This window comes from Pseudomonas sp. KH_050, from assembly GCF_057838875.1.
This window is the reverse complement of record NZ_CM174478.1, coordinates 1565990-1590272: the sequence shown is the minus strand read 5'-3', so window position 1 is coordinate 1590272 and position 24283 is coordinate 1565990. Positions and strand designations below refer to the sequence as shown.

General features: G+C 55.8%; 20 protein-coding genes, 3 tRNA genes, 3 rRNA genes and 1 pseudogene. 9 read left to right on the top strand and 18 right to left on the bottom strand.

The window, feature by feature from the left end; translation table 11 throughout:
- Positions 1 to 384 precede the first annotated feature (384 nt).
- The 5 genes from AC3IUA_RS07310 (at position 385) to AC3IUA_RS07290 (ending at position 2608) form a co-directional block, all read left to right on the top strand.
- On the top strand, positions 385 to 573 hold the full coding sequence (locus AC3IUA_RS07310) for a hypothetical protein (RefSeq protein ID WP_489359782.1): 189 nt from the start codon (positions 385 to 387) through the stop codon (positions 571 to 573).
- A gap of 70 nt (positions 574 to 643) precedes the next feature.
- Positions 644 to 1204, top strand: coding sequence for a PAAR domain-containing protein (locus AC3IUA_RS07305; protein ID WP_489359781.1), 561 nt, complete (start codon positions 644 to 646; stop codon positions 1202 to 1204).
- Positions 1201 to 1926, top strand: a complete 726-nt coding sequence (locus tag AC3IUA_RS07300) for a peptidoglycan recognition protein family protein (RefSeq protein ID WP_489359780.1) — start codon at positions 1201 to 1203, stop codon at positions 1924 to 1926. The genes AC3IUA_RS07305 and AC3IUA_RS07300 overlap by 4 nt, the downstream gene beginning before the upstream one ends.
- A complete protein-coding gene (locus AC3IUA_RS07295; protein WP_489359779.1) occupies positions 1923 to 2210 on the top strand; it encodes a hypothetical protein in 288 nt (95 codons plus the stop codon). Before AC3IUA_RS07300 ends, AC3IUA_RS07295 begins: the two co-directional genes overlap by 4 nt.
- 110 nt (positions 2211 to 2320) lie before the next feature.
- Positions 2321 to 2608 carry a hypothetical protein gene (locus AC3IUA_RS07290; protein WP_489359778.1) on the top strand — a complete coding sequence of 96 codons (288 nt, stop codon included), beginning with the start codon at positions 2321 to 2323 and terminating at the stop codon, positions 2606 to 2608.
- Here AC3IUA_RS07290 and flgE read toward each other — a convergent pair.
- The 6 genes from flgE to AC3IUA_RS07260 form a co-directional block, all read right to left on the bottom strand.
- A complete protein-coding gene (gene flgE / locus AC3IUA_RS07285) occupies positions 2596 to 3924 on the bottom strand; it encodes a flagellar hook protein FlgE (RefSeq protein WP_489359777.1) in 1329 nt (442 codons plus the stop codon). The genes AC3IUA_RS07290 and flgE overlap by 13 nt on opposite strands.
- Positions 3925 to 3954: 30 nt before the next feature.
- The gene (flgD, locus tag AC3IUA_RS07280; RefSeq protein WP_489359776.1) at positions 3955 to 4677 is read right to left on the bottom strand and encodes a flagellar hook assembly protein FlgD; all 723 of its coding nucleotides are present in this window, start codon (positions 4675 to 4677) and stop codon (positions 3955 to 3957) included.
- A gap of 15 nt (positions 4678 to 4692) precedes the next feature.
- On the bottom strand, positions 4693 to 5136 hold the full coding sequence (flgC, locus tag AC3IUA_RS07275; protein WP_489359775.1) for a flagellar basal body rod protein FlgC: 444 nt from the start codon (positions 5134 to 5136) through the stop codon (positions 4693 to 4695).
- A gap of 3 nt (positions 5137 to 5139) precedes the next feature.
- The gene (gene flgB, locus AC3IUA_RS07270) at positions 5140 to 5547 is read right to left on the bottom strand and encodes a flagellar basal body rod protein FlgB (protein ID WP_489359774.1); all 408 of its coding nucleotides are present in this window, start codon (positions 5545 to 5547) and stop codon (positions 5140 to 5142) included.
- 313 nt (positions 5548 to 5860) lie between these two features.
- The gene (gene cheR / locus AC3IUA_RS07265; protein ID WP_489359773.1) at positions 5861 to 6688 is read right to left on the bottom strand and encodes a protein-glutamate O-methyltransferase CheR; all 828 of its coding nucleotides are present in this window, start codon (positions 6686 to 6688) and stop codon (positions 5861 to 5863) included.
- 45 nt (positions 6689 to 6733) lie between these two features.
- Positions 6734 to 7666, bottom strand: a complete 933-nt coding sequence (locus AC3IUA_RS07260) for a chemotaxis protein CheV (RefSeq protein ID WP_489359772.1) — start codon at positions 7664 to 7666, stop codon at positions 6734 to 6736.
- 81 nt (positions 7667 to 7747) lie between these two features.
- On the opposite strand from AC3IUA_RS07260, the gene flgA reads away from it, so the two are divergent.
- The 4 genes from flgA (at position 7748) to AC3IUA_RS07240 (ending at position 10343) form a co-directional block, all read left to right on the top strand.
- Positions 7748 to 8509, top strand: a complete 762-nt coding sequence (gene flgA, locus AC3IUA_RS07255; RefSeq protein ID WP_489362265.1) for a flagellar basal body P-ring formation chaperone FlgA — start codon at positions 7748 to 7750, stop codon at positions 8507 to 8509.
- A gap of 150 nt (positions 8510 to 8659) precedes the next feature.
- A complete protein-coding gene (gene flgM / locus AC3IUA_RS07250) occupies positions 8660 to 8986 on the top strand; it encodes a flagellar biosynthesis anti-sigma factor FlgM (protein WP_489359771.1) in 327 nt (108 codons plus the stop codon).
- A gap of 47 nt (positions 8987 to 9033) precedes the next feature.
- Positions 9034 to 9501, top strand: coding sequence for a flagella synthesis protein FlgN (locus AC3IUA_RS07245; protein ID WP_489359770.1), 468 nt, complete (start codon positions 9034 to 9036; stop codon positions 9499 to 9501).
- A 95-nt stretch (positions 9502 to 9596) separates the two neighbouring features.
- A complete protein-coding gene (locus tag AC3IUA_RS07240) occupies positions 9597 to 10343 on the top strand; it encodes a flagellar brake protein (protein WP_489359769.1) in 747 nt (248 codons plus the stop codon).
- 86 nt (positions 10344 to 10429) lie between these two features.
- Here AC3IUA_RS07240 and AC3IUA_RS07235 read toward each other — a convergent pair whose 3' ends face one another.
- From AC3IUA_RS07235 to AC3IUA_RS07180, 12 genes and pseudogenes are all read right to left on the bottom strand, one after another.
- Positions 10430 to 11854: an MFS transporter gene (locus AC3IUA_RS07235; protein ID WP_489359768.1), complete on the bottom strand. Its 1425-nt coding sequence runs from the start codon at positions 11852 to 11854 to the stop codon at positions 10430 to 10432.
- 71 nt (positions 11855 to 11925) lie between these two features.
- Complete coding sequence (locus AC3IUA_RS07230; protein ID WP_489362263.1) at positions 11926 to 13167, bottom strand: glutamine synthetase family protein; 1242 nt, start codon at positions 13165 to 13167, stop codon at positions 11926 to 11928.
- 297 nt (positions 13168 to 13464) lie between these two features.
- Entirely contained in the window at positions 13465 to 14157 is a 693-nt protein-coding gene (locus AC3IUA_RS07225) for a sensor histidine kinase (protein WP_489359767.1), read from the bottom strand.
- A complete protein-coding gene (locus tag AC3IUA_RS07220) occupies positions 14154 to 15758 on the bottom strand; it encodes a response regulator (RefSeq protein WP_489359766.1) in 1605 nt (534 codons plus the stop codon). Before AC3IUA_RS07220 ends, AC3IUA_RS07225 begins: the two co-directional genes overlap by 4 nt.
- Before the next feature lie 443 nt (positions 15759 to 16201).
- Positions 16202 to 17350 carry an L-threonine dehydrogenase gene (yiaY, locus tag AC3IUA_RS07215; RefSeq protein ID WP_489359765.1) on the bottom strand — a complete coding sequence of 383 codons (1149 nt, stop codon included), beginning with the start codon at positions 17348 to 17350 and terminating at the stop codon, positions 16202 to 16204.
- A gap of 467 nt (positions 17351 to 17817) precedes the next feature.
- Positions 17818 to 17933: ribosomal RNA gene (gene rrf / locus AC3IUA_RS07210) — 5S ribosomal RNA — on the bottom strand.
- Between the two features lie 163 nt (positions 17934 to 18096).
- Positions 18097 to 20988: ribosomal RNA gene (locus AC3IUA_RS07205) — 23S ribosomal RNA — on the bottom strand.
- 251 nt (positions 20989 to 21239) lie between these two features.
- Positions 21240 to 21315, bottom strand: a tRNA-Ala gene (locus AC3IUA_RS07200).
- A 30-nt stretch (positions 21316 to 21345) separates the two neighbouring features.
- Positions 21346 to 21422: transfer RNA gene (locus AC3IUA_RS07195), tRNA-Ile, on the bottom strand.
- Between the two features lie 83 nt (positions 21423 to 21505).
- Positions 21506 to 23044, bottom strand: a 16S ribosomal RNA gene (locus AC3IUA_RS07190).
- Together the 16S, 23S and 5S rRNA genes with 2 tRNA genes alongside form the textbook arrangement of a ribosomal RNA operon.
- A gap of 619 nt (positions 23045 to 23663) precedes the next feature.
- Positions 23664 to 23888, bottom strand: a pseudogene (locus tag AC3IUA_RS07185) (alpha/beta hydrolase); the annotation flags it as partial.
- Between the two features lie 134 nt (positions 23889 to 24022).
- Positions 24023 to 24099 (bottom strand) — tRNA-Arg (locus AC3IUA_RS07180).
- Positions 24100 to 24283: the final 184 nt, after the last annotated feature.

The following is a 24283-nucleotide window of genomic DNA, read 5'->3' as shown; positions in this document are numbered from 1 at the left end:
GCCATGGCGCGTCAAGGTCGGTTCTAAATCATCCAATTGCCGCGATAGCACGGACTCGCGCCGGCCAGGTATCCGGTCTCCTGGGACAGGCTCAAGCACAGTTGGATTTGCAACGGTGTGCGTATCTTGATGGCCGGTCAACACCTCCTCGATCAAAATAGATTCAGCCTCGACCTTCCTTCCGTGCAGGTTCCGGAGCGGGCAACCTAATCACAACCTGTCGTCAAACAAACCTTCATTTGATGGATGCTGCATTCCAAGGGGCTGATTCAGAAATGTCCTACTTACTTTCTGTGATCGAGGCTCTACCGTTCGAACGGCTAGCGCGTTCACCGAGATGAGGAAGGGACACCAACCCAAAAGCCCAAGGATCAGGAACATCAAATGAACACGTCGTCGCAACAGCCGTATATCAACGAAGTCTCCCCTGAATCTCTCCGCACTCTGGACGACTCTCCCATCACAGAGCAGCAGCTTACCGGTTTCAACGAACAAGCCTTGGCGATTGTTAATCAACAGCAGGCTTACGCTAAAGCTCATCCCCCTATTGGCATTACCGATGTGCAACCGTAGGTACTCTCGAAGTCGCCCGATAGTTTAGTCGGAAGTGGATGATTCATACGTCATTGCAGAGGAATTTAGATTGAGAGCATTAGCCTGTCTTGGAGACAAAACCACATACGGTGATGTCATATCGGCCTCGGCAACATGGTTCGAAGGTAACAAAGCAATTGCTCAAACGGGCGACCTTGCTCGATGCAGTAAGTGTAAGGGGGCGTTCCCCATCATAGGGACGGCTTTCGACTGGTCAGAACAACAGCCCTATGTTGCAACAGGTGATAAGGTAGCCTGTGGGTGCCCTGATCATGTGGTGTACGGTTCAGCTACTCAGTACACCTCTGTTGTATCCAACTCTATGCATGCCTCTGTCCAAGCGTCGAGCTTCGGAATTCCTGCCCCTGCACCACTCCACTTCGCGAAATCCTTCGCCCAGTCCTTTGCCATCACCGATAGCCACACCAGCCAGCCGCTGGCCCACCGGACTTACATTGCGCTGATTGATGGACGCCGAAAAGTAGGGCTAACGGACACCAAAGGCATAGCCATTGTCGAGGCACCTACTGCAGACTCCGTGATCGAGCTTCACGTAATGTTCCAGGCTCCTGCCCGCGAGCTGACTGAGTTTTCGGAGGCGACCGTATGAGCGAAGCGACCTTCACGACGACAGCAAAGGCGCAAGAAGTGAAGCCCGGCCAGCCGTTACCCCCTGTCTCCATTACCGTTAACGACCGCGCCGCTACGCGCGAGGCGATCATCAAAAAGGTTCGATCATTGAACGCAACGTTCGTCGAGCGATCATCTTGGAGAGCGGTGAAAGGCAAGCCGGAAATGATTATGGATTGGGACTACACCATGATTGCCCTGCACCATGCCGGGCGAAGCCATAGCTGCACACCTGGTGCAGAACAGATGCAGGAGATTCAAAAAGTCCACCTAAGTCAGAAGTACGACGATATCGGCTATCACTATGGGATCGATTGCACCGGACAGATATTCGAAGGTCGCGACATCCGGCTTCAGGGTTCGAGCGTTTTGAAGTTCAACACTGGGCTGATCGGTATAGTACTACTGGAAAACCTGACAACACCGGACGAGGGGGGCGACTGGGTCGCCAAGGGGCGCGTCGCCCTCGATAGCATTGGCTACAGCACCACAAACGTGATTCCGGCTGCTCAAATTGTCGCACTGATGCACTTGATCGATTCGCTGAAAAGCGTGTTCGTTATCAAGCATTTTGGTGGTCATAGGGAGTACCCAGGGCAGGCTTCCGAAGGAAAAATCTGTCCCGGTAATATTGGGATGGAGTTGGTGAGAAATCTTAGAACCAAGACCCAGCTTTTGCCTCCACCGGCGCCGCAGGAATGAAAAAGCTATTGATTGCTGCAGTGTTGGCGGTGCTGGCTGTGCTCTACGTCGGCTACTACGAAGCCCTTGAAGATGGCGATATTGAGACCATTTTGTTCATCAAAAAACACCCGACGTTTCAGATGAAGTTTTACAACATCCACGCCAATGATGGTGAGATCAGGCAAGTCGAACGTCTCACGGATGAGGAACGAAGGTGGATCATCGACTACTGCAGGTATCGGCTTGGAGTCGACACTGAATTGAAAACACAGAGCGACATTGAGATGTGCAGAAAGAAATAGAGTCATCACGGAAGCGGACTTTCACATAATGTGAGCCAGAGGGCACGGTCAGTCGCAGTACCAATAAGCTGAACCGGTAGGCGCCGCGAGGCGCTTACTCGAAACCCCCGATGGGCCTCTGGCTTGTCGGGGGTTTTCTTTTGCCTGAAGAAATTCCGCTCCCTCACTGGATCTTCACCACTGTCTGGCATTGCGCCCGGGTGCATGCGGTCGGCGCTGGCGCAGGCGCAGGCGCAGGCGCAGCCTGCGATCTTTTCGGCGGACAGCACAATCGCCAAGATCAAAAGATCGCAGCCTGCGGCAGCTCCTACGAGGGGATTGCGGACACCCATAAAAAAACCCCTCTTGCGAGGGGCTCTTTTTGCAGCGAGTCAGCCATCCAGCATCAGGTCATCTGAATGATGGTCTGCATGATGGTGCTTTGGGTGGAGATGGTCTTGGCGTTGGCCTGGTAATTACTTTGCGCCTTGATCAAGTCCACCAGTTCGTTGGTCAGGTTGACGTTGGAACCTTCCAGAGCATTGGCAACGATCGATCCCAGGGTACCGACCTCAGGTGCATCAAAGCCCGGCTGGCCTGAGGCGAAGGTTTCTTTCCAGCTGGTGCCGCCAGCCGGTTGCAGACCTTGCTCATTGTTGAAGCTGGCCAGGGAGATCTGCCCGATCGCCTGGCTCTGATCGTTGCTGAAGTTGGCGAACAAGACACCGCTGCCATCAATCTTCAGCCCGGTGATTTCGCCCGTGGCGTAACCGTCCGTAATAGGAGGATTACGGTAGGTCACCGAGTTGTACTGGGTGATATTCGCCATGTTGATGCCAATACCGTCCGGGTTGGCCGCAGCCCCGTTCGATGCCCATACACCGTTGATCATCGCGCCGGGCATCCAGGCTCCAGTCCCGGTCCCTGGAATTGTCAGCTTGGTATTGGATACGGTGCTGGGTGGAGTAACGATGCCCGTCAGCGTTCCAGAAGAATCGAAAGACATGGTCGAAGGCACTGGCGCGACAGCGCCGGTGCCGGTCACAGGCGTGCCGTCCGGATTACGACCATCGATCAGGGTATAGGTCTGCCAGGTGTTGGCACCGGTCTTGACCACATACTGATCCATCGGGTGCGAATTGCCCTGGGTATCGTAGATGAGGGTGGTGAACTGAGAAGTGAAGCTCGACAGGTCTTTGGGATCGAACGGCTTGGCCACCTGATCGATAACGTCGCTGGTCGACTTGAGGTTGCTGCTGGAGTCAACCGTGCTTGAAGCCTTGGGCGGCAGGTTCGACAGGTTGATCCGCAAATCGGTCAGCACGCCTTTGATGACCTTGCCATTGGCATCTACACCATAACCCTGCAGGCGAGCAGAGCCGTCGGAGGTGGTGACGTAGCCTTCCTTGTCGCGCTGGAAAGTACCGGCACGGGTGTAGCTGCGCGAGCCATTGTCATTCAGGACAAAAAAGCCGCCGCCCTGGATCCCCATGTCCAGCATACCGCCGGAACCATTGACCTCACCCTGGCCAAACTGCTGGGAAACGTTGGCCAGATTGACGCCGCCGCCGACGGTTTTGCTACCGGTACCCAGCTTAGTTGAGGAGTACACGTCCTCGAACTCCGCGCGGGAAGATTTGAAGCCGGTGGTGGCGACGTTGGCGATGTTATTGCCGGTAACGTCCAGTTGCTTGTTGGCTGCATAGAGCCCGCTGAGGCCAATATTGAAAGACATATTTCACTCCTTGTGCCGCGTTAACCGGCTCTATAGACCAATAGTTTGAACTTTGGACAGGGCAATACTGCCCAGGCCAGCGAGGTTGAGCATCATCTCGCCACCCGTCTGGCTCAGGGACACGCTGTTGACGGTCGCCGGCAGATAAGTGAGCAATGCCGTCGTGCCCTCGTCGGTCTTGGTGGTCGCCTTGAAGGTGTAGGTCCCCTGCTCGACCTTGACGCCCTTATCGTCAACACCATCCCAGACGAAGTCGGCATTGCCGGCCGACTGGGCACCCAGTTCAATGGTTTTGACTGTTTTGCCATCTTTGTCAGTGATGGTCACTGTGGCATTGGTCACCGAAGCCCCCAGGGCGACCGAGCCGGTGAGACCTTTGGCCGGGTCGATCACTGCGGAGTCGGTCTGCACGATCACCGAGCGGCCGACCAGCGATGAAGCCTGCAAAGCCTGGGACGACTTGTAACTGCCGGCCAGGGAAGTTACCGAGTCGTTCAGCGTGGTAATGCCTTCCAGACTGCTGAACTGCGCCAGTTGCGCGACGAACGCCCCGTTGTCCTGCGGCTCCAGCGGGTTCTGGTTTTTCAGCTGGGTCACCAGCAATTGCAGGAAAGCGTCCTTGCCCAACGCTTTACTGCCAGCCGTGCTGCTGGCCGCCGCCGCCAGCTCGTCGGAAGTTGACTTAGTCTTTTTCGTGGTGTTGTTGAGAATATCGCCAAGGCTCGCGCCACTGGTGGAATCGGTAACACTCATCTGAGTCGCCCCTTATCACTGACCGAGAGTCAGGACCTTCTGCATCATGGTTTTGGCGGTGTTCATCATTTCGGCGTTGGTCTGAAACGAACGACTGGCAGAAATCATGTCAGCCATTTCCTCGACCACGTTGACGTTCGGGTAGTAGACATAACCCTTGGCATCAGCAGACGGGTGATTGGGCTCGTAGCGCGCATCGAGGTTGCTTTGGTCTTCGACCACGCCCAACACCTGCACGCCCTGGCCCGCCGTATCCTGGTTCTGGAACAGCGAATCGCTGCCGCCACTCTGGCTGTTCTGGAACATGGTGGCGAACACCGGATGACGAGCGCGGTAGGTCTGGTCGATGCTCGACGACACGGTCTCGGCGTTGGCGATGTTACTGGCGACGGTGTTCAAACGCGTGGTTTGAGCGCTCATGCCACTACCGGCAATATTAAAAACACTGGCTAGGGACATGGATTACTCTCCGCGCAGGGCTGAGATCAGCCCTTTGAATTTGCTGTTGAGCAGGGTGAAACTGGCCTGGAAGTTCACCGAGTTTTCCGCGTAGTTCGATTGCTCAAGCTGAGCGTCCACGGTGTTTTGGTCGATCGACGGTTGCATCGGCGTGCGATACAGCAGCGACTCGTCGCCATTGCCCAGGCCTTCGGCTTCGATATGACGGTTATTGGTCATGTTCAACGCGAAGGAGCCGCTCTTGGTCTTTTCATTCTGCGCGGCAAGCACGGCAGCGAAATCCAGATCCCGAGCCTTGTAGTTCGGGGTATCGGCGTTGGCGATGTTGTTGGCCAGAACTTCGGCACGCTGAGCTCGGAAGCCCAGAGCCTTTTCATGGATACCGAGCGCTTTATCGAAGCTGATGCTCATATCGGGGTGACCTTTGGGTAACCGGTTTTTTCGTACGATGAACATAGCAAGCGTCGTGCCAGTTCAAAAAACCCCGTAAACCGGGGCTTTGGAGGCATCGGCAAGGTGGCAATGCCAGAAAAGCGGCAACTGATCTCCGTCGCCGCCGCTTTTCTGCCGTTTGGAGAAGGTGGATGGCCGCCAAAAAGATCGCAGCCTTCGGCAGCTCCTACAGGGATATGCGGTCGTCGTAGGAGCTGGCTGCGATCTTTGCTTTTCTGCCGGCCAAAAAACGGGAGCCTCTTAGGACTCCCGTTTTGGTCTAGCCAACCCATCACTTCGCCTGGTAAATGATCCCCGGGCTGCACTGAACCATCTGGTAATGATCCGGCAAGCCATTGAGCGCCTCAGAAGCGCCAAGGAACAGATAACCGCCCGGCTTCAGTGTGCTGTGAATCCGCAGCAGAATGTCCTTCTTCACCTCGGCGGAGAAGTAGATCAGCACGTTGCGGCAGAACACGATGTCGAACTTGCCCAGGCCGGCGTAGCTGTCCAGCAGGTTGAACGAACGAAACTCAACCCGGCTCTTGATCGGTGCCTTGATCGCCCAACGCCCCGGTCCTTTCGGATCGAAGTAACGTTGCAGGCGCTCCGCAGAGAGACCGCGGCCAATGGCCAGGCTATCGTACTCGCCAGTCTTGCAGTTGTTGAGCATGGTGCCGGACAAATCCGTGGCAACGATTTGCGCCCCCATTTTCAGCTGGCCCAGGCTGGTCCGCTCAAATTCATCGATCGACATGGACAGCGAATAAGGCTCCTGCCCCGACGAGCAGGCCGCCGACCAGATGCGAAGGCGCTGACCCGGACTGGCCTTGATCGCCTCCGGCAGCACCTTGTTTTTCAGCACCTCGAACGGGTAGGTGTCGCGAAACCACAGGGTTTCGTTGGTGGTCATGGCGTCCACCACCATCTCGCGCAATCCACTGCGCGGTTGGGTCTGAATACGTTGAATCAGCTCACCCAAGGATTTGATGCCTTGCTGCTCCATCAGTTTATTGAGACGGCTCGACACCAGATACTGCTTGTTTTCACCGAGCAAAATGCCACAGGCTTTTTCCAGGAAGACCCGGAACTGTTCGAAATCCAAATTACCCGTAGACAAAGATGCCGCCTCTTAAATCGTGTTGACCACCAGGGGCAGACGCCCCTAGCTGATGTCTGCTGTTTTGATCCGGTCGACTACCCGGGATGCCAGGTCATCAGGACGAAATTTGGCAAGGAAGTCATCGGCACCGACCTTCTTCACCATCGCCTGATTGAACACTCCTGACAACGAAGTATGCAGGATGATATGTAGCTTTTGCATGCGAGGGTCGTTGCGGATCTCGGCCGTAAGGGTGTAACCGTCCATTTCTGGCATTTCGATGTCGGAAATCATCATCAGAAACTCTTCTTCCGGCTTCTTGCCCTCGTCGACCAGCTTGCGCAGGTAGTCCAGCGCCTGCCGGCCGTCGTTCAACGCCACGACTTCAACTCCAACCGTTTGCAGACAACGCGAGACCTGCTTGCGCGCCACCGACGAGTCGTCGACCGTCAGCACCCGCAGTGAAACCGCCTTGTGCCGGGTGTCAACGTCTACCACGCCGACCGAAATGGCTTCCGAGGTCGGCGCCACTTCAGCCAGGACCTTCTCGACATCGATGATTTCGACCAACTGATTGTCGACCCGGGTCACCGCCGTCAAGTAATGATCGCGCCCGGTGCCCTTGGGTGGCGGATGGATCTCCTCCCAGTTCATGTTGACGATGCGCTCCACCGACCTGACCAGAAACCCCTGGGTCTTGGTGTTGTACTCCGTGATGATCACGAAGGGATTGCTCTGATCGAGCAATCGACCGGAACCGGTGGCCATTGCCAGATCCAGGATCGGAATGGTCGCCCCGCGAATATTCGCCACACCACACACGACAGGACTGGACTTGGGCAGCAGGGTCAGCTTCGGGCATTGCAGCACCTCGCGAACCTTGAACACGTTGATCCCATACAGCTGTTGGCCGTCGAGACGGAACAACAACAGCTCAAGGCGATTCTGCCCCACCAGTTGCGTGCGCTGGTTTACCGAATCCATTACACCAGCCATGCCCAGACTCCTACACCAACGCTAAGTGTGTTGCGACGCACATTCATCACTAAACGGCACGGCGCTTGCTTTTTAACTCTTATGAATGCACATACGACATTTTTCCGACGTCTCACAGCACAGTACCGCAAATTGCTTTGCGCGCTGTCCGCGTTGTGTTTTTTCAACCTTGGCAGCCCTGCCCTTGCTGATTCGGTTACCTTGCCTGATCTGCTTATCGGCGTCACTCAGGGCTTTCTTGAATTCACCGTCGAAGATTATCTGGCAACCAGCCAAACCGCAGGACGCTATGAAATCCAGGTCAACCAACTCGACCCACGCCTGCGCATGCCGATGTGCGACAAGGAATTGACAGCGACTCTGGAGAGTCCGGCCCAGCCGTTGGGTCGCGTTACCGTGCGGGTGCGATGCGATGGCGCCTCGCCCTGGACGGTGTTCGTCCCCGCTCAAGTGCGCCTGTTTCGAGAAATTGTCACCGCCACCCGCCCGCTGAAACGTACGGGAATCATCAGCCCGGAAGACGTCATCTTGCGCGAGCGCGACATCAGCCAGATCAATCAGGGCTATCTGACCTCTATCGATCAGGCGATCGGGCAGAAACTTGTCCGACCAATGGTCAGCGACCAGGTCATCACCTTGGCTCACATGGAGCAAGCGGAGGTCGTTCGCAAAGGCGATCAGGTCGTGATTTCCGCCCGCAGCGGGACGCTCAGTGTACGAATGCCTGGCGAAGCGTTGTCCAACGGGGGCCTGAGCGAACAGATCAGGGTCAAGAATCTGAACTCTCAACGGGTGATCAGGGCGCGTGTGACCGCCCCGGGTCAGGTCGAGGTCGCCATGTAGGGAACTGGCGCTACGCCCCAGCCTTCCCTAAACTGTGCCTCAAGCAGGGCAAGAGTCGCTGCGCGCGCGCTCACCGATAATCGGGCCTAAAGTTTTTCAGGGTATGGCCGAAAACATGGCAAGCGTCCAAATACCCAGAGGTTTTCCATCATGGTCATCGATTTCAGCCGATTAAATAACGCCCCCACACTCACAGGCAGTACGCGTACCAGCGGCACCCGGGAAACCGGCGACGCCGGTAAATCCGCGCCGGTGAATACCCCGGTCGAACAAGCCAGTACCAGCAAAAGTGGGGAATCGGTACATCTCAGTAATGAGGCTCAACAGTTGCAGAAGGTCACTGACAAGCTGCGCGATCAACCTGCTGTCGACAAGGCCCGCGTGGCCGGATTGAAGCAAGCGATTGCCGATGGCAGCTATAAAGTCGACAGCAACCGTGTAGCCAGCAAACTGCTCAACTTCGAAGCCCAGCGCTAGCCAACGGCCTGCGCCAGGCTTTTGGACGCTTAAAACCAAGGCCAGCCATGCACGACACTAATTTACTGCAACTGATCACTGACGATTTTGCTCCAACGGGACAGTTGCTGGAGTTACTGCAAACCGAATCCCTGGCGTTGCACGGTCGCGATATGCCCCTGCTCGAAAATATTCTCGCGCAAAAACAGGCTCTGATCATTTTGCTTGAACAGCATGGCCGTTTACGCAGCCAGATCCTTGTCAGCCTGAACCTGCCTGCCAATCGCAGCGGCCTGGAACAACTTGCCGGGCAATCGGCGATTGGCGATCAACTGCTGGCGCAAAGCGATGCCCTCAACCAGCTTCTGGCCCAATGCCAGGCAGCCAATGAACTCAACGGTCGCTCGATCCAGGTTCAGCAAGCCACCACTGCCAATCAGTTGAAAATCCTCACCGGTGGCGAGCCTCCTGCCCTCTATGATGCTCGCGGATCAACCTCCCTGCTGGCGAAGCCGCGCCCGCTCAGTCAAGCTTGAATTCCTAACGAGCGCGCCCTATCAAGGCGCGAAACTAGCTGGCAAAATGCCAGCTCATTGCGTGTAGTGGTATTTTGTCTGGAGATTGATGAACCGTGTTCAATGCCTTAAGCGCGGAAGACGCTCCGCAGCCACCGAAGGTGCTCACCACTCCTTTGGAAATCGCCGCCAACCTGCGGCTACTGCAAGAGAGCCATGATCCACTGATCATCACCTTCCACGAGCGCACTCAGCGCTTTCAGAGCTATCTGGTCGAAATCGATCGAGACCGCAATACGATTGCCCTGGACGAAATGATTCCTCGCGATGGCGAACGTTTCCTGCTCAATGGCGAAGCATTTCGCGTCGAAGGCTTCCACGATGGCGTGCGGATTGCCTGGGACAGTAACGGCACTCTGACGATCGACGAAGCCAATGGCAGTCGCTGCTATCGTGGCGCGATGCCTGTCGAGGTGGTCTATCACCAACGGCGCAATGCCTTTCGCGCGGCACTGAAGCTGGCGCAGCTGGTCAACATCGAGCTCGGCGGCGCAAAACTCAAGGTCCCGGTCAATGGCAAGCTGCTGGATATTTCGGCGACTGGCTGCAAGTTGCGCTTTGAAGGCGAGATCTGCGGCCATCTGCAGCTCGGCGAAGTCTACGACCGCTTCATCGCCGCCCTGCCCTTCGGCAACATGACCGCGCCGGTCGAATTGCGTTACCTGCATTACGAAGAGCGGATCGACACCACCTTCGCCGGCGTACGCTTCCACAACATGAGCGGCCTGGTGCAACGACAGGTCGAGCGTTTCGTCTATCAGCTGCAGCGTGAAGCACGCCGCTTCGATAAAGACGATATGTGAAGCTGATGCCGCAATAGAAAACGGGCAGTCCCTCGCGGTGACTGCCCGTTTTTCGTTCTAGTGGCCGCTACTAGCCACACCGGCCACTAGGGCCTTGCGGCACTGAGACCATGGGGGTGATCCGCCCCAGGTTCCTCAGGCGGCGAGTCCGGATCGGGTTCGGGTTCGGGTTCGGGTTCGGGTTCGGGCTCAAGCTCAAGCTCAAGCTCAGGTTCAAGTTCAGGTTCAGGTTCGGGCTCAGGACTTGGCGAGTTTTGCATCTGATCCTGCACCACCTGCTCATCGACCCGGGGGTCAAGCGCTGCCACCAAAGGCGAGCTCGACATACTGTCCGGCATGGCCACGTGATGCAGCGGAGCATCCTCGACCTGGTGCAGGTTGGTCACAGCCTTAGGCCGAATGCGCCACACCAGCACTAATGCAAAAAAGCTGAAGAAGGCATACAACATCTGACTGCCGAACAGCTTCATCAGCACCCCCGCCGCCAACGGCCCGATGCTTGCGCCGACACCGTAAGTCACCAGCAGCATCGCCGTCAGCGACACCCGTCGATCGCCTTCGACATGGTCATTGGAAAACGCCACCGCCAACGGATAAAGACAGAACTGCACCAATGAGCAGAGGAAACCGGCGATAAACAGCACCTCAAGCGTCACCTGCGGCATGATCGCCAGCGGCAATGCGGCCAGCGCTAGAAAAGTCGCAAAACAGCGGATCAGAAGTGCCCGATCATAGCGATCCGACAACCACCCCAGTGGCCACTGCACCACTAAACCTGCAAAGATGCAGCTACCCATGAACAGACCGACCTGTTCGGTGGAAAGCCCCTGCTGGGAGGCATACAGCGGCGCCAGGCCGTAGAACGAACCGACGATCAACCCCGACCCGAGCACGGTACTCAAGGATTGCGGGACTCGCTTGATAAAGAACCGCGGCTCCATCGGTGCCGGATGCAAGGGTGCCGGGTGAATCCTCCGGGTCATGGCCACGGGCACCAGACACAAGGCAAAACACAAGGCGACCAACATCAGCAGCTCCAGGCCCAATTGCGGGTGCATGACCAGTATCAACTGACCCAGCACCAGCCCGAGGTAGGAAGCAATCATATAGCCACTGAACACCAGCCCACGCTGCTTGGCTTCGGCCTGCTCGTTCAGCCAGCTTTCGATAACCATGTACTGGCACATCATGCCCAGGCCGACGATCATCCGCAGCACCAGCCACGCCGGCAACCAATCCACCAGCCCATGACCCAGCACCGCTGCGCCGACGATCCCGGCACAGGTCGCATAAGCCCGGATATGCCCGACCCGGGCAATCAACCGGTGGCCGATTTTCCCGCCCAGCACCAGGCCGAAATAGTTGGCAGCCATCAACGCACCGACCCACAGGCCGTCGACATGATCGGCAGCCAGGCGCAACGCCAGGTACGTACTGAGCAAGCCCGAGCCGATAAGCATCATCAGCGAGGCGAAATAAAGCGCGCGAAAGGATTTCCAGATTTGGCGCATCGGCGTTCCGAGCGGCTCCTTGCAGTGAGTATCGGGCTATCAACAACGATAGCCCGAGGGCGACGGATCAGTTATGCCTGGGCGGCTAAAACACGCCGCTCCCAGGGAGTTATTTCGTCAAAGAAGCTGGTCAATTCCATGGTCTTCGAAGCGATGTAGCCTTCGATGAATTCCTTGCCAAACAGTTCCTTTGCCAATTGGCTACGTTTCAGACGCTCGAGCGCCGCATGCAAGGTACAAGGTAACGACAGACTTTCCGGCACCTCGAATTCGCCCTGGATCGCTGGCGTCGGTTCCAGCTGGTTTTCTATACCGTGGAGCCCGGCAGCCAGACTCGCGGCAAGGGCCAGATAAGGGTTGGCATCGGCGCCCGGCAAGCGGTTCTCGACACGTCGCGCCACTGGTGAACTGGCCGGAATGCGCAATCCCGCAGCCCGATTGTCGTGGGACCAACAGGCATTGTTCGGCGATGCGTAAGGATGGCACAAGCGCTGGTAGGAGTTCACGTTCGGCGCAAAAAGCGCGGTGAAATCCGCCATGCCAGCCTGCTGGCCGCCGATGAAATGCCGGAAGGTCGCGGTCGGCTGCCCGGCATCGTCACTGAACACATTACGCCCGGTCCCCAGCTCGACAATGCTTTGGTGAATATGCATCGAGCTGCCCGGCGTATGCGCCAGCGGCTTGGCCATGCAGACCACCGTCAAACCATGCTTGAGCGCGACTTCCTTGAGCAGGTGCTTGAACAGAAACGTCTGGTCAGCCAGCAGCAACGGATCGCCGTGCAGCAGATTGATCTCGAACTGGCTCACGCCCATCTCGTGCATGAACGTATCGCGTGGCAAACCCAACGCGGCCATGCATTCATAGACCTCACTGAAGAACGGCCGCAAGCCGTTGTTGGAACTGACACTGAAGGCCGAATGACCTTGCTCCCGGCGACCGTCCAGGCCCACGGGCGGCAGGAAGGGTTGAGTCGGGTCGGTGTTCGGCGCAAACACGAAGAATTCCAGCTCGGTCGCCACCACCGGCGCCAGCCCTCGCGCCGCGTAACGCGCAATGACCGCCTTGAGCTGACCGCGAGTCGATAGACGCGAGCTTTCCCCACTCAACTCATCCGCATCGCAAATCGCCAAAGCCCGCGGCTGCTTGCTCCAGGGCAGGCGATAGATATGTTTCGGATCGGCATTGAGCGCCAGATCGCCATCATCGCTGCCGTAAAAACGCGCCGGCGGATAACCGCCCATGATGCATTGCAGCAGCACACCCCGCGCCATCTGCAGTCGCCGCCCTTCGAGGAAACCCTCGGCGGTCATCACCTTGCCCCGTGGCACACCATTAAGATCCGGAGTGACACATTCAATCTCATCAATGCCCGTCAATCGCTGCGCGAGTGAACTGTGGCCATCGGTCGTCATGACTCAATCCTTGTTGTTGTTGTGCAAGCCGCGAACGGCGACCCGTACAAAATACGCACCACCCGTTCAGGATTTCAAGCAGGCACGACCGAAAAGCCGCGATATAAAGCACAACCATGCAATCCAGTGAGGGCTGAAACGATAATTCAGGATGCGCCGAAGGTGATGCGGCAGTGCTGCTGACCGTTACGGCACTCAGGGCAGATAGAGACTGAACAGTGCGCCGCCCAAAGGACCGCCGTTGCCGATCTCGATCCGCCCGCACACGCCGTTGCGCTGATGCAGTTGCGCAATGCGGGCAGCGAAGTACAGGCCCAGGCCGGTGCTGCCACTGCTGTGGTTGATGCCCTGTACGTAATCTGCCTGCCGGTTGATCATCTGCTCCGGGTAACCGTCCCCGTCGTCATTGACGGTCAATACCAGCTGCCCGGCTTCCTCGCGGACGCTGATCAACAGGGCACGGCGGGCATAGCGGATGACGTTGTTGATGATGTTGGCCAACACCGAACCGATCAGCTCTCGATCGAAAAATCCCAGAGGGCTGAAGTCATCGACCTCATAGCGCGCGACAATCCCTCGGCTGCTGAATACGTCCTGGTGACAAGCCAGCTGCGCTTCGATGAAGTCATCCAGCTCGTGGTAGGCCGGCTGCAACGGCAGCTGATTGACGCCCAGCTTGTACAGCCCCAGCAACTGCACCAGCAGGCCATTGAGGTGCGCGAACTCATACTCGATCACCCCCTGCTCGGCGGTTTGTCGCTGGGTATCAGGCAAGCCTGCGAGCCATTGAGCGTGGGTCAGCATAAGCATCGCCAGGGAGTTCTTCATGTCGTGCACGGTGGAGGCCATCACCGTGGAAAAATCCAGCCCCTGGTCGGTGTCGTTCATTCGCCAAATGCCTTGCTTCGCAGCTTCTGGTAACGCGGATAACGTGCATCGCTTTCGGGCATCAGGCCGACCATTTTCAGGCAGACCCGGCACTCTTCGAGCAGTGTCTTATCGAGACTGGCATCGGCACCGTGCAGCAGCGACTGCGCCATGTTCAAGGCAATGCTGATGTTTTTCGGCTGCAACAACAGCGCGCCGCGGAACAGTGCCCTCGCCTCAGTCAGCGTGCCCGCTTTGTAACTGCGCACACCCTGACGATTCAGATCAGCTGCGGCGGTACCGGCATTGAGGATCGCCGGGTCGTCAGTCAGCTTGGCAATCCCCTGCATCACCAGCGGATCGTCACCGTAGATTTCCGCGCAGTTCTTCAGCATCGATGCGCTGGCCTGCGCCTGACCCAATTGCTGGAGCTGTCTGGCGACCACCAGCGCCGCCTCGGCGCTCATGAATTGCTCCATCCCTTCAAGCCGGGCCATCGCCTGTTCAGTCAGTTTCTCGGCGGTTTCGGCATCGTTGATCAGCAAGCTGGTGGCTTTCATCAGCCGCGCCCGCACCTGCAGCCCCGGATCACTGGCATTCTCCTTGGCCACCTCGCTCAGGGTCTGATTGATTTCCAGCCGGGTCCGGGTATCCAGCCCACGCTCACTGCCCTTGCTGATCAACGCCTGGGCCAGACCGAGGTTGCTCTCCGGGTCTTTAAAACGTGACTGCTGCCCTTGGGCTACCGCCTGGCGATAGGCTTTCGAGGCACTTTCATAATCTTCGTTAGCCAACGCCAGCTTGCCAAGCAGCGATTGACGGCGCACAGCCAGCGGCGATAAACGCACAGCCTCCTCCAGCACCCTCTGTGCGCGTCGGGAATCCCCTTGGGCAATCAGCACATCCGCCATGCCGTCGTAGAGCGCCGGCATCATCGGGAACGCCTTGAGCGCCGTTTCGTACAGAGTCCGGGCCGGGCCAACCTGACCGCGCTTGATCAGCAACCGCCCCAACCCCGCATAGGCCCAAGGCAAGGGGCGGTCTGCAATGATTGCATTGAGAAAGCGCTCCAGGGCCTCGTCCTGATTCAGGTCGCGCAGGGCGTCCGCCCGGAAACGCAGGCACAACGGAGCAAAGCGTGGCTCCTGCTTGCAGAGCGCCGCGCATGCCGCCAGGACTTCGGTGGGCTTGCCGCGGTCGAGGGCCTGCAGGATCGGCTTGAGCAGATTCTTGCGCTGCACCAGTTTCTCCAACCGCTGGGCCAGGCCCGATCGATTGAACGGCTTGGTCAGGTAGGCATCCGGCTCATGCTCAAGGGCACTGAGCACCATCGCCTGGCTGGTCTCGGCGGTCACCATGATGAACACACTTTCATGGCTGATCAGCTTCTCGACCATCAGGTCTTCGAGTACCTGCTGACCATTCTTTCTGCCGTCGCCCAGATGGTAATCCTGCAGGATGAAGTCGTAGCGCTTCTGCGCACACATGCGCAGCGCCTGCTCACCGGTGTCGGACGTGTCTACATCCTTGACCCCTAACTCTCGCAACATGGAGCGCACTGAACTGCGGAAATCAGAGAAATCATCGACGATCAAAAAACTTTTTTCGTGGTACGCCAGCATCGAAGATTCCAGGCAAGTAGGAAAATGAACTCAATGACAAATGCAGGGATCAGCTCAGCTTCGCTGCCCATTTGGCGTGCAGATGATAGCCAGTAGCCATAGGCTATCAAGCGTTTTCACACAAACCAGCAATTGCTCTTGCCTGCCGCACGCATCAGGCTCGATCTACGGGTTTTCCAGGCATTCAGGCAGCGTAGGGAGACTACTGCACATCGGGTTATCGGCCATGGGTGGCGTTCCCTTATAGGTATCAGGTAGACAATTACCGGTTTATTTGCAGCGTGGCTTGCCCACGCAATCGCCGAGTGAACGCCAAGCCCTGGACTGCCGTAGGTTCGGACCGCGTCCGGATGACTTTTGCTTTTTAATCTGCGACGAAAAGAAGCCCCACGCTTCAACCGAAGGCGGGGCTTTGTTTTTGGCTGGCGGCAACTTCAGGTCACTTACATCGCCGTATGAAAAATCTGCTCGATCTCGCCCTGATTGGCCGGACGCGGATTGGTAAAGCCGCAGGCATCCTTCATGGCGTTGGCTGCCAGGGTCGGGATGTCCTCAGCCTTGGCGCCCAGTTCGGCAAGGCCGCCCGGAATACCGACATCCGAAGACAGTTTGCGGATGGCGGCGATGGCCGCAGCGGCGCCTTTTTCCGCATCCAGATGCTGGGTGTCGACACCCATTGCATTGGCGACGTCTTTCAGCCGGGCCGGGCATACGCTGGCGTTGAATCTGGCGACATGGGGCAGCAGGATCGCATTACAGACACCGTGTGGCAGGTCGTAGAACCCACCCAGCTGGTGCGCCATGGCGTGGACATAACCCAGCGAAGCGTTGTTGAAGGCCATGCCGGCAAGAAATTGCGCGTAGGCCATATTCTCCCGGGCGTTCATGTCGTCACCGGTGGCAACGGCGGTGCGCAAGTTGGCCGAGATCAACTCCACGGCCTTGAGTGCACAGGCATCGGTGATCGGCGTTGCCGCGGTCGACACGTAGGCTTCGATAGCGTGGGTCAGTGCGTCCATCCCGGTGGCGGCGGTCAGGCCTTTAGGCATGGCGGCCATCAGCGAAGGATCGTTGACCGACAAGAGTGGGGTGACGTTGCGGTCGACGATGGCCATTTTCACATGGCGGACTTCGTCGGTGATGATGCAAAAGCGGGTCATTTCACTTGCGGTGCCAGCGGTGGTATTGATCGCGATCAACGGCATCTGTGGCTTGGCGGACTGATCGACACCTTCGTAATCGCTGATGTGCCCACCGTTGGCGGCGCAAAGGGCAATGCCCTTGGCGCAGTCATGGGGTGAACCGCCGCCCAGGGAAATAATGAAATCACAGTCGCTGCGGCCAAGCAGCTCAAGGCCTTTCTCGACATTGCTGACCGTCGGATTCGGTTTGGCGCCATCAAACAGGGTGGAATTGATGTCCTGCCGGGCCAGAAGTCTGGCAACCTTGTCGGCCACGCCGGCTTTGGCCAAGCCTGCGTCAGTGACGATCAAGGCTTTACGCAAACCATATTTGCGGATGGCGAGCATGGCTTCGTCAAGACTGCCAATGCCCATCATGTTCACGGATGGGATGAAGAAGGTGCTGCTCATGATAAATCCTCTTTTATTCTGGAAACCCGGAAATCAGATGAGGTTTTTTACTCATATCGCAGGCTGTGAGGCTCGTCCGATTGTCATCATTGACGAAGTTCAGCGGGGACGTGTGCTGCATCAAGTGTTCAGGCGAACGGTTTTTTAAGATGCAGAGGTTGATGGGCCATCGCAGCCGGTATCTTTAGATCGTGGGATTGAGCCTAAAGCAACGACGCCAGACTGGAATGGTCCTTTGGCTTTCATTGACTCCTCCTTTAGTACTGGGGGGGGGTAGCGGTTGATCAGCCAGTGATTGAAAATCCTGGCCAATCGCCTGACCGGCCTTGCCGTAATGCGACACTTGCAGGAGCAGCCTATTTTGAAGGCCGTTCCGGCCTTATCGCAGCCTGGCGGCAGCGCCTACGAATCGCGCGCAAAAAACAAAACCCCTACCTGCAGATGCAGATAGGGGTTTTGGAATTTAATCTTGACGATGACCTACTCTCACATGGGGAAACCCCACACTACCATCGGCGATGCATCGTTTCACTGCTGAGTTCGGGATGGGATCAGGTGGTTCCAATGCTCTATGGTCGTCAAGAAATTCGGTAGCCGGGTCGTCTTCTCTTGCGAGATCACGCTCCAGCGAATGGGTATGTAATAGATTTGTGCTGCTTTTGTGAGTGCTGCAAACTTTCGACTGTTGCGTCTTCACACACCGCAATCTGGCGCCCTTTCGAGTCAGCAAATTGCTTGGGTGTTATATGGTCAAGCCTCACGGGCAATTAGTATTGGTTAGCTCAACGCCTCACAGCGCTTACACACCCAACCTATCAACGTCGTAGTCTTCGACGGCCCTTCAGGGGACTCAAGGTCCCAGTGAGATCTCATCTTGAGGCTAGTTTCCCGCTTAGATGCTTTCAGCGGTTATCTATTCCGAACATAGCTACCCGGCAATGCCACTGGCGTGACAACCGGAACACCAGAGGTTCGTCCACTCCGGTCCTCTCGTACTAGGAGCAGCCCCTCTCAAATCTCAAACGTCCACGGCAGATAGGGACCGAACTGTCTCACGACGTTCTAAACCCAGCTCGCGTACCACTTTAAATGGCGAACAGCCATACCCTTGGGACCGGCTTCAGCCCCAGGATGTGATGAGCCGACATCGAGGTGCCAAACACCGCCGTCGATATGAACTCTTGGGCGGTATCAGCCTGTTATCCCCGGAGTACCTTTTATCCGTTGAGCGATGGCCCTTCCATACAGAACCACCGGATCACTAAGACCTACTTTCGTACCTGCTCGACGTGTCTGTCTCGCAGTCAAGCGCGCTTTTGCCTTTATACTCTACGACCGATTTCCGACCGGTCTGAGCGCACCTTCGTACTCCTCCGTTACTCTTTAGGAGGAGACCGCCCCAGTCAAACTACCCACCATACACTGTCCTCGATCCGGATAACGGACCTGAGTTAGAACCTCAAAGTTGCCAGGGTGGTATTTCAAGGTTGGCTCCACGCAGACTGGCGTCCACGCTTCAAAGCCTCCCACCTATCCTACACAAGCAAATTCAAAGTCCAGTGCAAAGCTATAGTAAAGGTTCACGGGGTCTTTCCGTCTAGCCGCGGATACACTGCATCTTCACAGCGATTTCAATTTCACTGAGTCTCGGGTGGAGACAGCGCCGCCATCGTTACGCCATTCGTGCAGGTCGGAACTTACCCGACAAGGAATTTCGCTACCTTAGGACCGTTATAGTTACGGCCGCCGTTTACCGGGGCTTCGATCAAGAGCTTCGCGTTAGCTAACCCCATCAATTAACCTTCCGGCACCGGGCAGGCGTCACACCCTATACGTCCACTTTCGTGTTTGCAGAGTGCTGTGTTTTTAATAAACAGTCGCAGCGGCCTGGTATCTTCGACCGGCATGAGCTTACGGAGCAAGTCCTTCACCCTCACCGGCGCACCTTCTCCCGAAGTTACGGTGCCATTTTGCCTAGTTCCTTCACCCGAGTTCTCTCAAGCGCCTTGGTATTCTCTACCCAACCACCTGTGTCGGTTTGGGGTACGGTTCCTGGTTACCTGAAGCTTAGAAGCTTTTCTTGGAAGCATGGCATCAACCACTTCGCTAACTAAAAGTTAGCTCGTCATCAGCTCTCGGCCTTAAGATCCCGGATTTACCTAAGATCTCAGCCTACCACCTTAAACTTGGACAACCAACGCCAAGCTGGCCTAGCCTTCTCCGTCCCTCCATCGCAATAACCAGAAGTACAGGAATATTAACCTGTTTTCCATCGACTACGCTTTTCAGCCTCGCCTTAGGGACCGACTAACCCTGCGTCGATTAACGTTGCGCAGGAAACCTTGGTCTTTCGGCGTGGGTGTTTTTCACACCCATTATCGTTACTCATGTCAGCATTCGCACTTCTGATACCTCCAGCAAGCTTCTCAACTCACCTTCACAGGCTTACAGAACGCTCCTCTACCGCATCACCTAAGTGATACCCGTAGCTTCGGTGTATGGTTTGAGCCCCGTTACATCTTCCGCGCAGGCCGACTCGACTAGTGAGCTATTACGCTTTCTTTAAAGGGTGGCTGCTTCTAAGCCAACCTCCTAGCTGTCTAAGCCTTCCCACATCGTTTCCCACTTAACCATAACTTTGGGACCTTAGCTGACGGTCTGGGTTGTTTCCCTTTTCACGACGGACGTTAGCACCCGCCGTGTGTCTCCCATGCTCGGCACTTGTAGGTATTCGGAGTTTGCATCGGTTTGGTAAGTCGGGATGACCCCCTAGCCGAAACAGTGCTCTACCCCCTACAGTGATACATGAGGCGCTACCTAAATAGCTTTCGAGGAGAACCAGCTATCTCCGAGCTTGATTAGCCTTTCACTCCGATCCACAGGTCATCCGCTAACTTTTCAACGGTAGTCGGTTCGGTCCTCCAGTTAGTGTTACCCAACCTTCAACCTGCCCATGGATAGATCGCCCGGTTTCGGGTCTATTCCCAGCGACTAGACGCCCTATTAAGACTCGCTTTCGCTACGCCTCCCCTATTCGGTTAAGCTCGCCACTGAAAATAAGTCGCTGACCCATTATACAAAAGGTACGCAGTCACCCAACAAAGTGGGCTCCCACTGCTTGTACGCATACGGTTTCAGGATCTATTTCACTCCCCTCTCCGGGGTTCTTTTCGCCTTTCCCTCACGGTACTAGTTCACTATCGGTCAGTCAGTAGTATTTAGCCTTGGAGGATGGTCCCCCCATATTCAGACAAGGTTTCTCGTGCCCCGTCCTACTCGATTTCATGACCAAGAGATTTTCGCGTACAGGGCTATCACCCACTATGGCCGCACTTTCCAGAGCGTTCCGCTAATCTCAAAGCCACTTAAGGGCTAGTCCCCGTTCGCTCGCCACTACTAAGGGAATCTCGGTTGATTTCTTTTCCTCAGGGTACTTAGATGTTTCAGTTCCCCTGGTTCGCTTCTTACGCCTATGTATTCAGCGTAAGATACCTAACTTATGTTAGGTGGGTTCCCCCATTCAGACATCTCCGGATCACAGTCTGTTTGCCGACTCCCCGAAGCTTTTCGCAGGCTACCACGTCTTTCATCGCCTCTGACTGCCAAGGCATCCACCGTATGCGCTTCTTCACTTGACCATATAACCCCAAGCAATCTGGTTATACTGTGAAGACGACATTCGCCGAAAATTCGCATGCTTGCTCATAAAGAGCAACTCACAAATTTTACCTTAGCCTGATCCGTTACCAGTGAAAGTAACGTTCAGTCTATCTTTCTATCACATACCCAAATTTTTAAAGAACGATCTAATCAAAAAGATCAGAAATCAACATTCACCATCGCTTGATGGAATGCTCATTTCTAAGCTTTACAATTCAGAAGCAGTTAGTGGTGGAGCCAAACGGGATCGAACCGTTGACCTCCTGCGTGCAAGGCAGGCGCTCTCCCAGCTGAGCTATGGCCCCGTATTTCTACAGGCGTTTCCCACACAAAATTGGTGGGTCTGGGCAGATTCGAACTGCCGACCTCACCCTTATCAGGGGTGCGCTCTAACCAACTGAGCTACAGACCCAATTTCGGGCTGCTTCTTTATCGTCTTCTTCAATGAATCAAGCAATTCGTGTGGGAACTTATGGAGCAGCTGATGTCGTCGATTAAGGAGGTGATCCAGCCGCAGGTTCCCCTACGGCTACCTTGTTACGACTTCACCCCAGTCATGAATCACACCGTGGTAACCGTCCTCCCGAAGGTTAGACTAGCTACTTCTGGTGCAACCCACTCCCATGGTGTGACGGGCGGTGTGTACAAGGCCCGGGAACGTATTCACCGCGACATTCTGATTCGCGATTACTAGCGATTCCGACTTCACGCAGTCGAGTTGCAGACTGCGATCCGGACTACGATCGGTTTTCTGGGATTAGCTCCACCTCGCGGCTTGGCAACCCTCTGTACCGACCATTGTAGCACGTGTGTAGCCCAGGCCGTAAGGGCCATGATGACTTGACGTCATCCCCACCTTCCTCCGGTTTGTCACCGGCAGTCTCCTTAGAGTGCCCACCATAACGTGCTGGTAACTAAGGACAAGGGTTGCGCTCGTTACGGGACTTAACCCAACATCTCACGACACGAGCTGACGACAGCCATGCAGCACCTGTCTCAATGCTCCCGAAGGCACTCCGCTATCTCTAGCAGATTCATTGGATGTCAAGGCCTGGTAAGGTTCTTCGCGTTGCTTCGAATTAAACCACATGCTCCACCGCTTGTGCGGGCCCCCGTCAATTCATTTGAGTTTTAACCTTGCGGCCGTACTCCCCAGGCGGTCAACTTAATGCGTTAGCTGCGCCACTAAGAGCTCAAGGCTCCCAACGGCTAGTTGACATCGTTTACGGCGTGGACTACCAGGGTATCTAATCCTGTTTGCTCCCCACGCTTTCGCACCTCAGTGTCAGTATCAGTCCAGGTGGTCGCCTTCGCCACTGGTGTTCCTTCCTATATCTACGCATTTCACCGCTACACAGGAAATTCCACCACCCTCTACCATACTCTAGCTTGTCAGTTTTGAATGCAGTTCCCAGGTTGAGCCCGGGGATTTCACATCCAACTTAACAAACCACCTACGCGCGCTTTACGCCCAGTAATTCCGATTAACGCTTGCACCCTCTGTATTACCGCGGCTGCTGGCACAGAGTTAGCCGGTGCTTATTCTGTCGGTAACGTCAAGACAATCACGTATTAGGTAACTGCCCTTCCTCCCAACTTAAAGTGCTTTACAATCCGAAGACCTTCTTCACACACGCGGCATGGCTGGATCAGGCTTTCGCCCATTGTCCAATATTCCCCACTGCTGCCTCCCGTAGGAGTCTGGACCGTGTCTCAGTTCCAGTGTGACTGATCATCCTCTCAGACCAGTTACGGATCGTCGCCTTGGTGAGCCATTACCTCACCAACTAGCTAATCCGACCTAGGCTCATCTGATAGCGCAAGGCCCGAAGGTCCCCTGCTTTCTCCCGTAGGACGTATGCGGTATTAGCGTCCGTTTCCGAACGTTATCCCCCACTACCAGGCAGATTCCTAGGCATTACTCACCCGTCCGCCGCTCGCCACCAGGTACAAGTACCCGTGCTGCCGCTCGACTTGCATGTGTTAGGCCTGCCGCCAGCGTTCAATCTGAGCCATGATCAAACTCTTCAGTTCAAACATCTTTGGGTTTTTAAGAAACCCTAAACTTGGCTCAGCAATCGTTGGTTACATCTTTGATTTCTCGCGGAGTAACTTGTGATGCTGATAATCTTGTTGACTATCAGTCTGACTCCACAAGCACCCACACGAATTGCTTGATTCAGTTGTTAAAGAGCGGTTGGTTAAGATCTTTCGTCTCAACCGAGGCGCGCATTCTACGCTTTCCTCTGCTGCTGTCAAGCGGTTATTTTCAGAAGTTTTCAAAGTTTCCTTTTTAACTTCAACCACTTGGCGCTTCCGATCACTCGTTGGCGGGAGGCGAATTCTACAGCGTTACTCGCTGCTGTCAACACCTGTTTTACACCGCTTTCGACCGAGTGGATCGAACCGTTACCAGGGCCAAACAAACCGACTCTAGCAACTCCTTCTGGGCTTCGATGAACTGAAGCAACTCGCTGCCGAAAACCGCGTAACTCTTTGTTTACCAAGGAGTTTTCCGTTTCGACTGCGCCGGAAGTGGGGCGAATTATAGACTTCCAGGATCTGCCGTCAACCCTTAATTAAGGCTTTCTATCGATAAGCCTGAAAAAGCCTGAAAAGCGCCGGTTTTTGCCCCTTCTATATAGAAGAGCACTCAGCTTGGAGCAATGAACGACTCCAGCTCCGTGGCAGCCTCGTCTATAAGTGCTGCCACTTCCAGCGGCTTCGAGGCCAGGGATGCGTGGCTTGCCTTCAAGGTAATGACCTTTCTGGCGTTAAGCCGCCCCGCCATCCGCTGCTGGTTCTCGGGTGCGATCATCCGGTCTTCACTGGAGATCTGATACCACGACGGTTTGTTCTTCCAGGCGGGATGCGTGATCGTGCGCAGGCAGTTGGGACATAGCAGGAATCAAACGAAGGCAGGCTTTTTCGAAGCAGCCACCAAAGTAGTCATTTAGAACGACAACCAGCTAGACACGAGACTGAATGAATTGCTGGAGCCTTGAGTAAATATGGTGTCCCAGGGCAGGTTCGAACTGCCAACCTTCCCCTTAGGAGGGGGATGCTCTATCCAATTGAGCTACTGAGACAAATGGCGACCGCAGTGAACTGTGCGACGCGAGGGACGGCGAGCATGTTAACGGCCAAGGCAGCTTTTGTCATGTCGTCCTTAGGCTTTTTAAGTGTAGGCCAGCGGTAGCAAGGGGCTACCCCCCTTCGGCGATCGTGCAAATTGCATCACTTCAAAATGCCATCATTGCAAAATGCAATGAA

Coding starts and splice junctions, on each gene's coding strand:
- AC3IUA_RS07310 (WP_489359782.1), top strand. CDS start 385: ATGAACACGTCGTCGCAACAGCCGTATATCAACGAAGTCTCCCCTGAA.
- AC3IUA_RS07300 (WP_489359780.1), top strand. CDS start 1,201: ATGAGCGAAGCGACCTTCACGACGACAGCAAAGGCGCAAGAAGTGAAG.
- AC3IUA_RS07295 (WP_489359779.1), top strand. CDS start 1,923: ATGAAAAAGCTATTGATTGCTGCAGTGTTGGCGGTGCTGGCTGTGCTC.
- AC3IUA_RS07290 (WP_489359778.1), top strand. CDS start 2,321: ATGGGCCTCTGGCTTGTCGGGGGTTTTCTTTTGCCTGAAGAAATTCCG.
- flgE (WP_489359777.1), bottom strand. CDS start 3,924: ATGTCTTTCAATATTGGCCTCAGCGGGCTCTATGCAGCCAACAAGCAA.
- flgD (WP_489359776.1), bottom strand. CDS start 4,677: ATGAGTGTTACCGATTCCACCAGTGGCGCGAGCCTTGGCGATATTCTC.
- flgC (WP_489359775.1), bottom strand. CDS start 5,136: ATGTCCCTAGCCAGTGTTTTTAATATTGCCGGTAGTGGCATGAGCGCT.
- flgB (WP_489359774.1), bottom strand. CDS start 5,547: ATGAGCATCAGCTTCGATAAAGCGCTCGGTATCCATGAAAAGGCTCTG.
- AC3IUA_RS07260 (WP_489359772.1), bottom strand. CDS start 7,666: ATGGCTGGTGTAATGGATTCGGTAAACCAGCGCACGCAACTGGTGGGG.
- flgA (WP_489362265.1), top strand. CDS start 7,748: ATGAATGCACATACGACATTTTTCCGACGTCTCACAGCACAGTACCGC.
- flgM (WP_489359771.1), top strand. CDS start 8,660: ATGGTCATCGATTTCAGCCGATTAAATAACGCCCCCACACTCACAGGC.
- AC3IUA_RS07245 (WP_489359770.1), top strand. CDS start 9,034: ATGCACGACACTAATTTACTGCAACTGATCACTGACGATTTTGCTCCA.
- AC3IUA_RS07235 (WP_489359768.1), bottom strand. CDS start 11,854: ATGCGCCAAATCTGGAAATCCTTTCGCGCGCTTTATTTCGCCTCGCTG.
- AC3IUA_RS07230 (WP_489362263.1), bottom strand. CDS start 13,167: ATGACCGCCGAGGGTTTCCTCGAAGGGCGGCGACTGCAGATGGCGCGG.
- AC3IUA_RS07225 (WP_489359767.1), bottom strand. CDS start 14,157: ATGAACGACACCGACCAGGGGCTGGATTTTTCCACGGTGATGGCCTCC.
- AC3IUA_RS07220 (WP_489359766.1), bottom strand. CDS start 15,758: ATGCTGGCGTACCACGAAAAAAGTTTTTTGATCGTCGATGATTTCTCT.
- yiaY (WP_489359765.1), bottom strand. CDS start 17,350: ATGAGCAGCACCTTCTTCATCCCATCCGTGAACATGATGGGCATTGGC.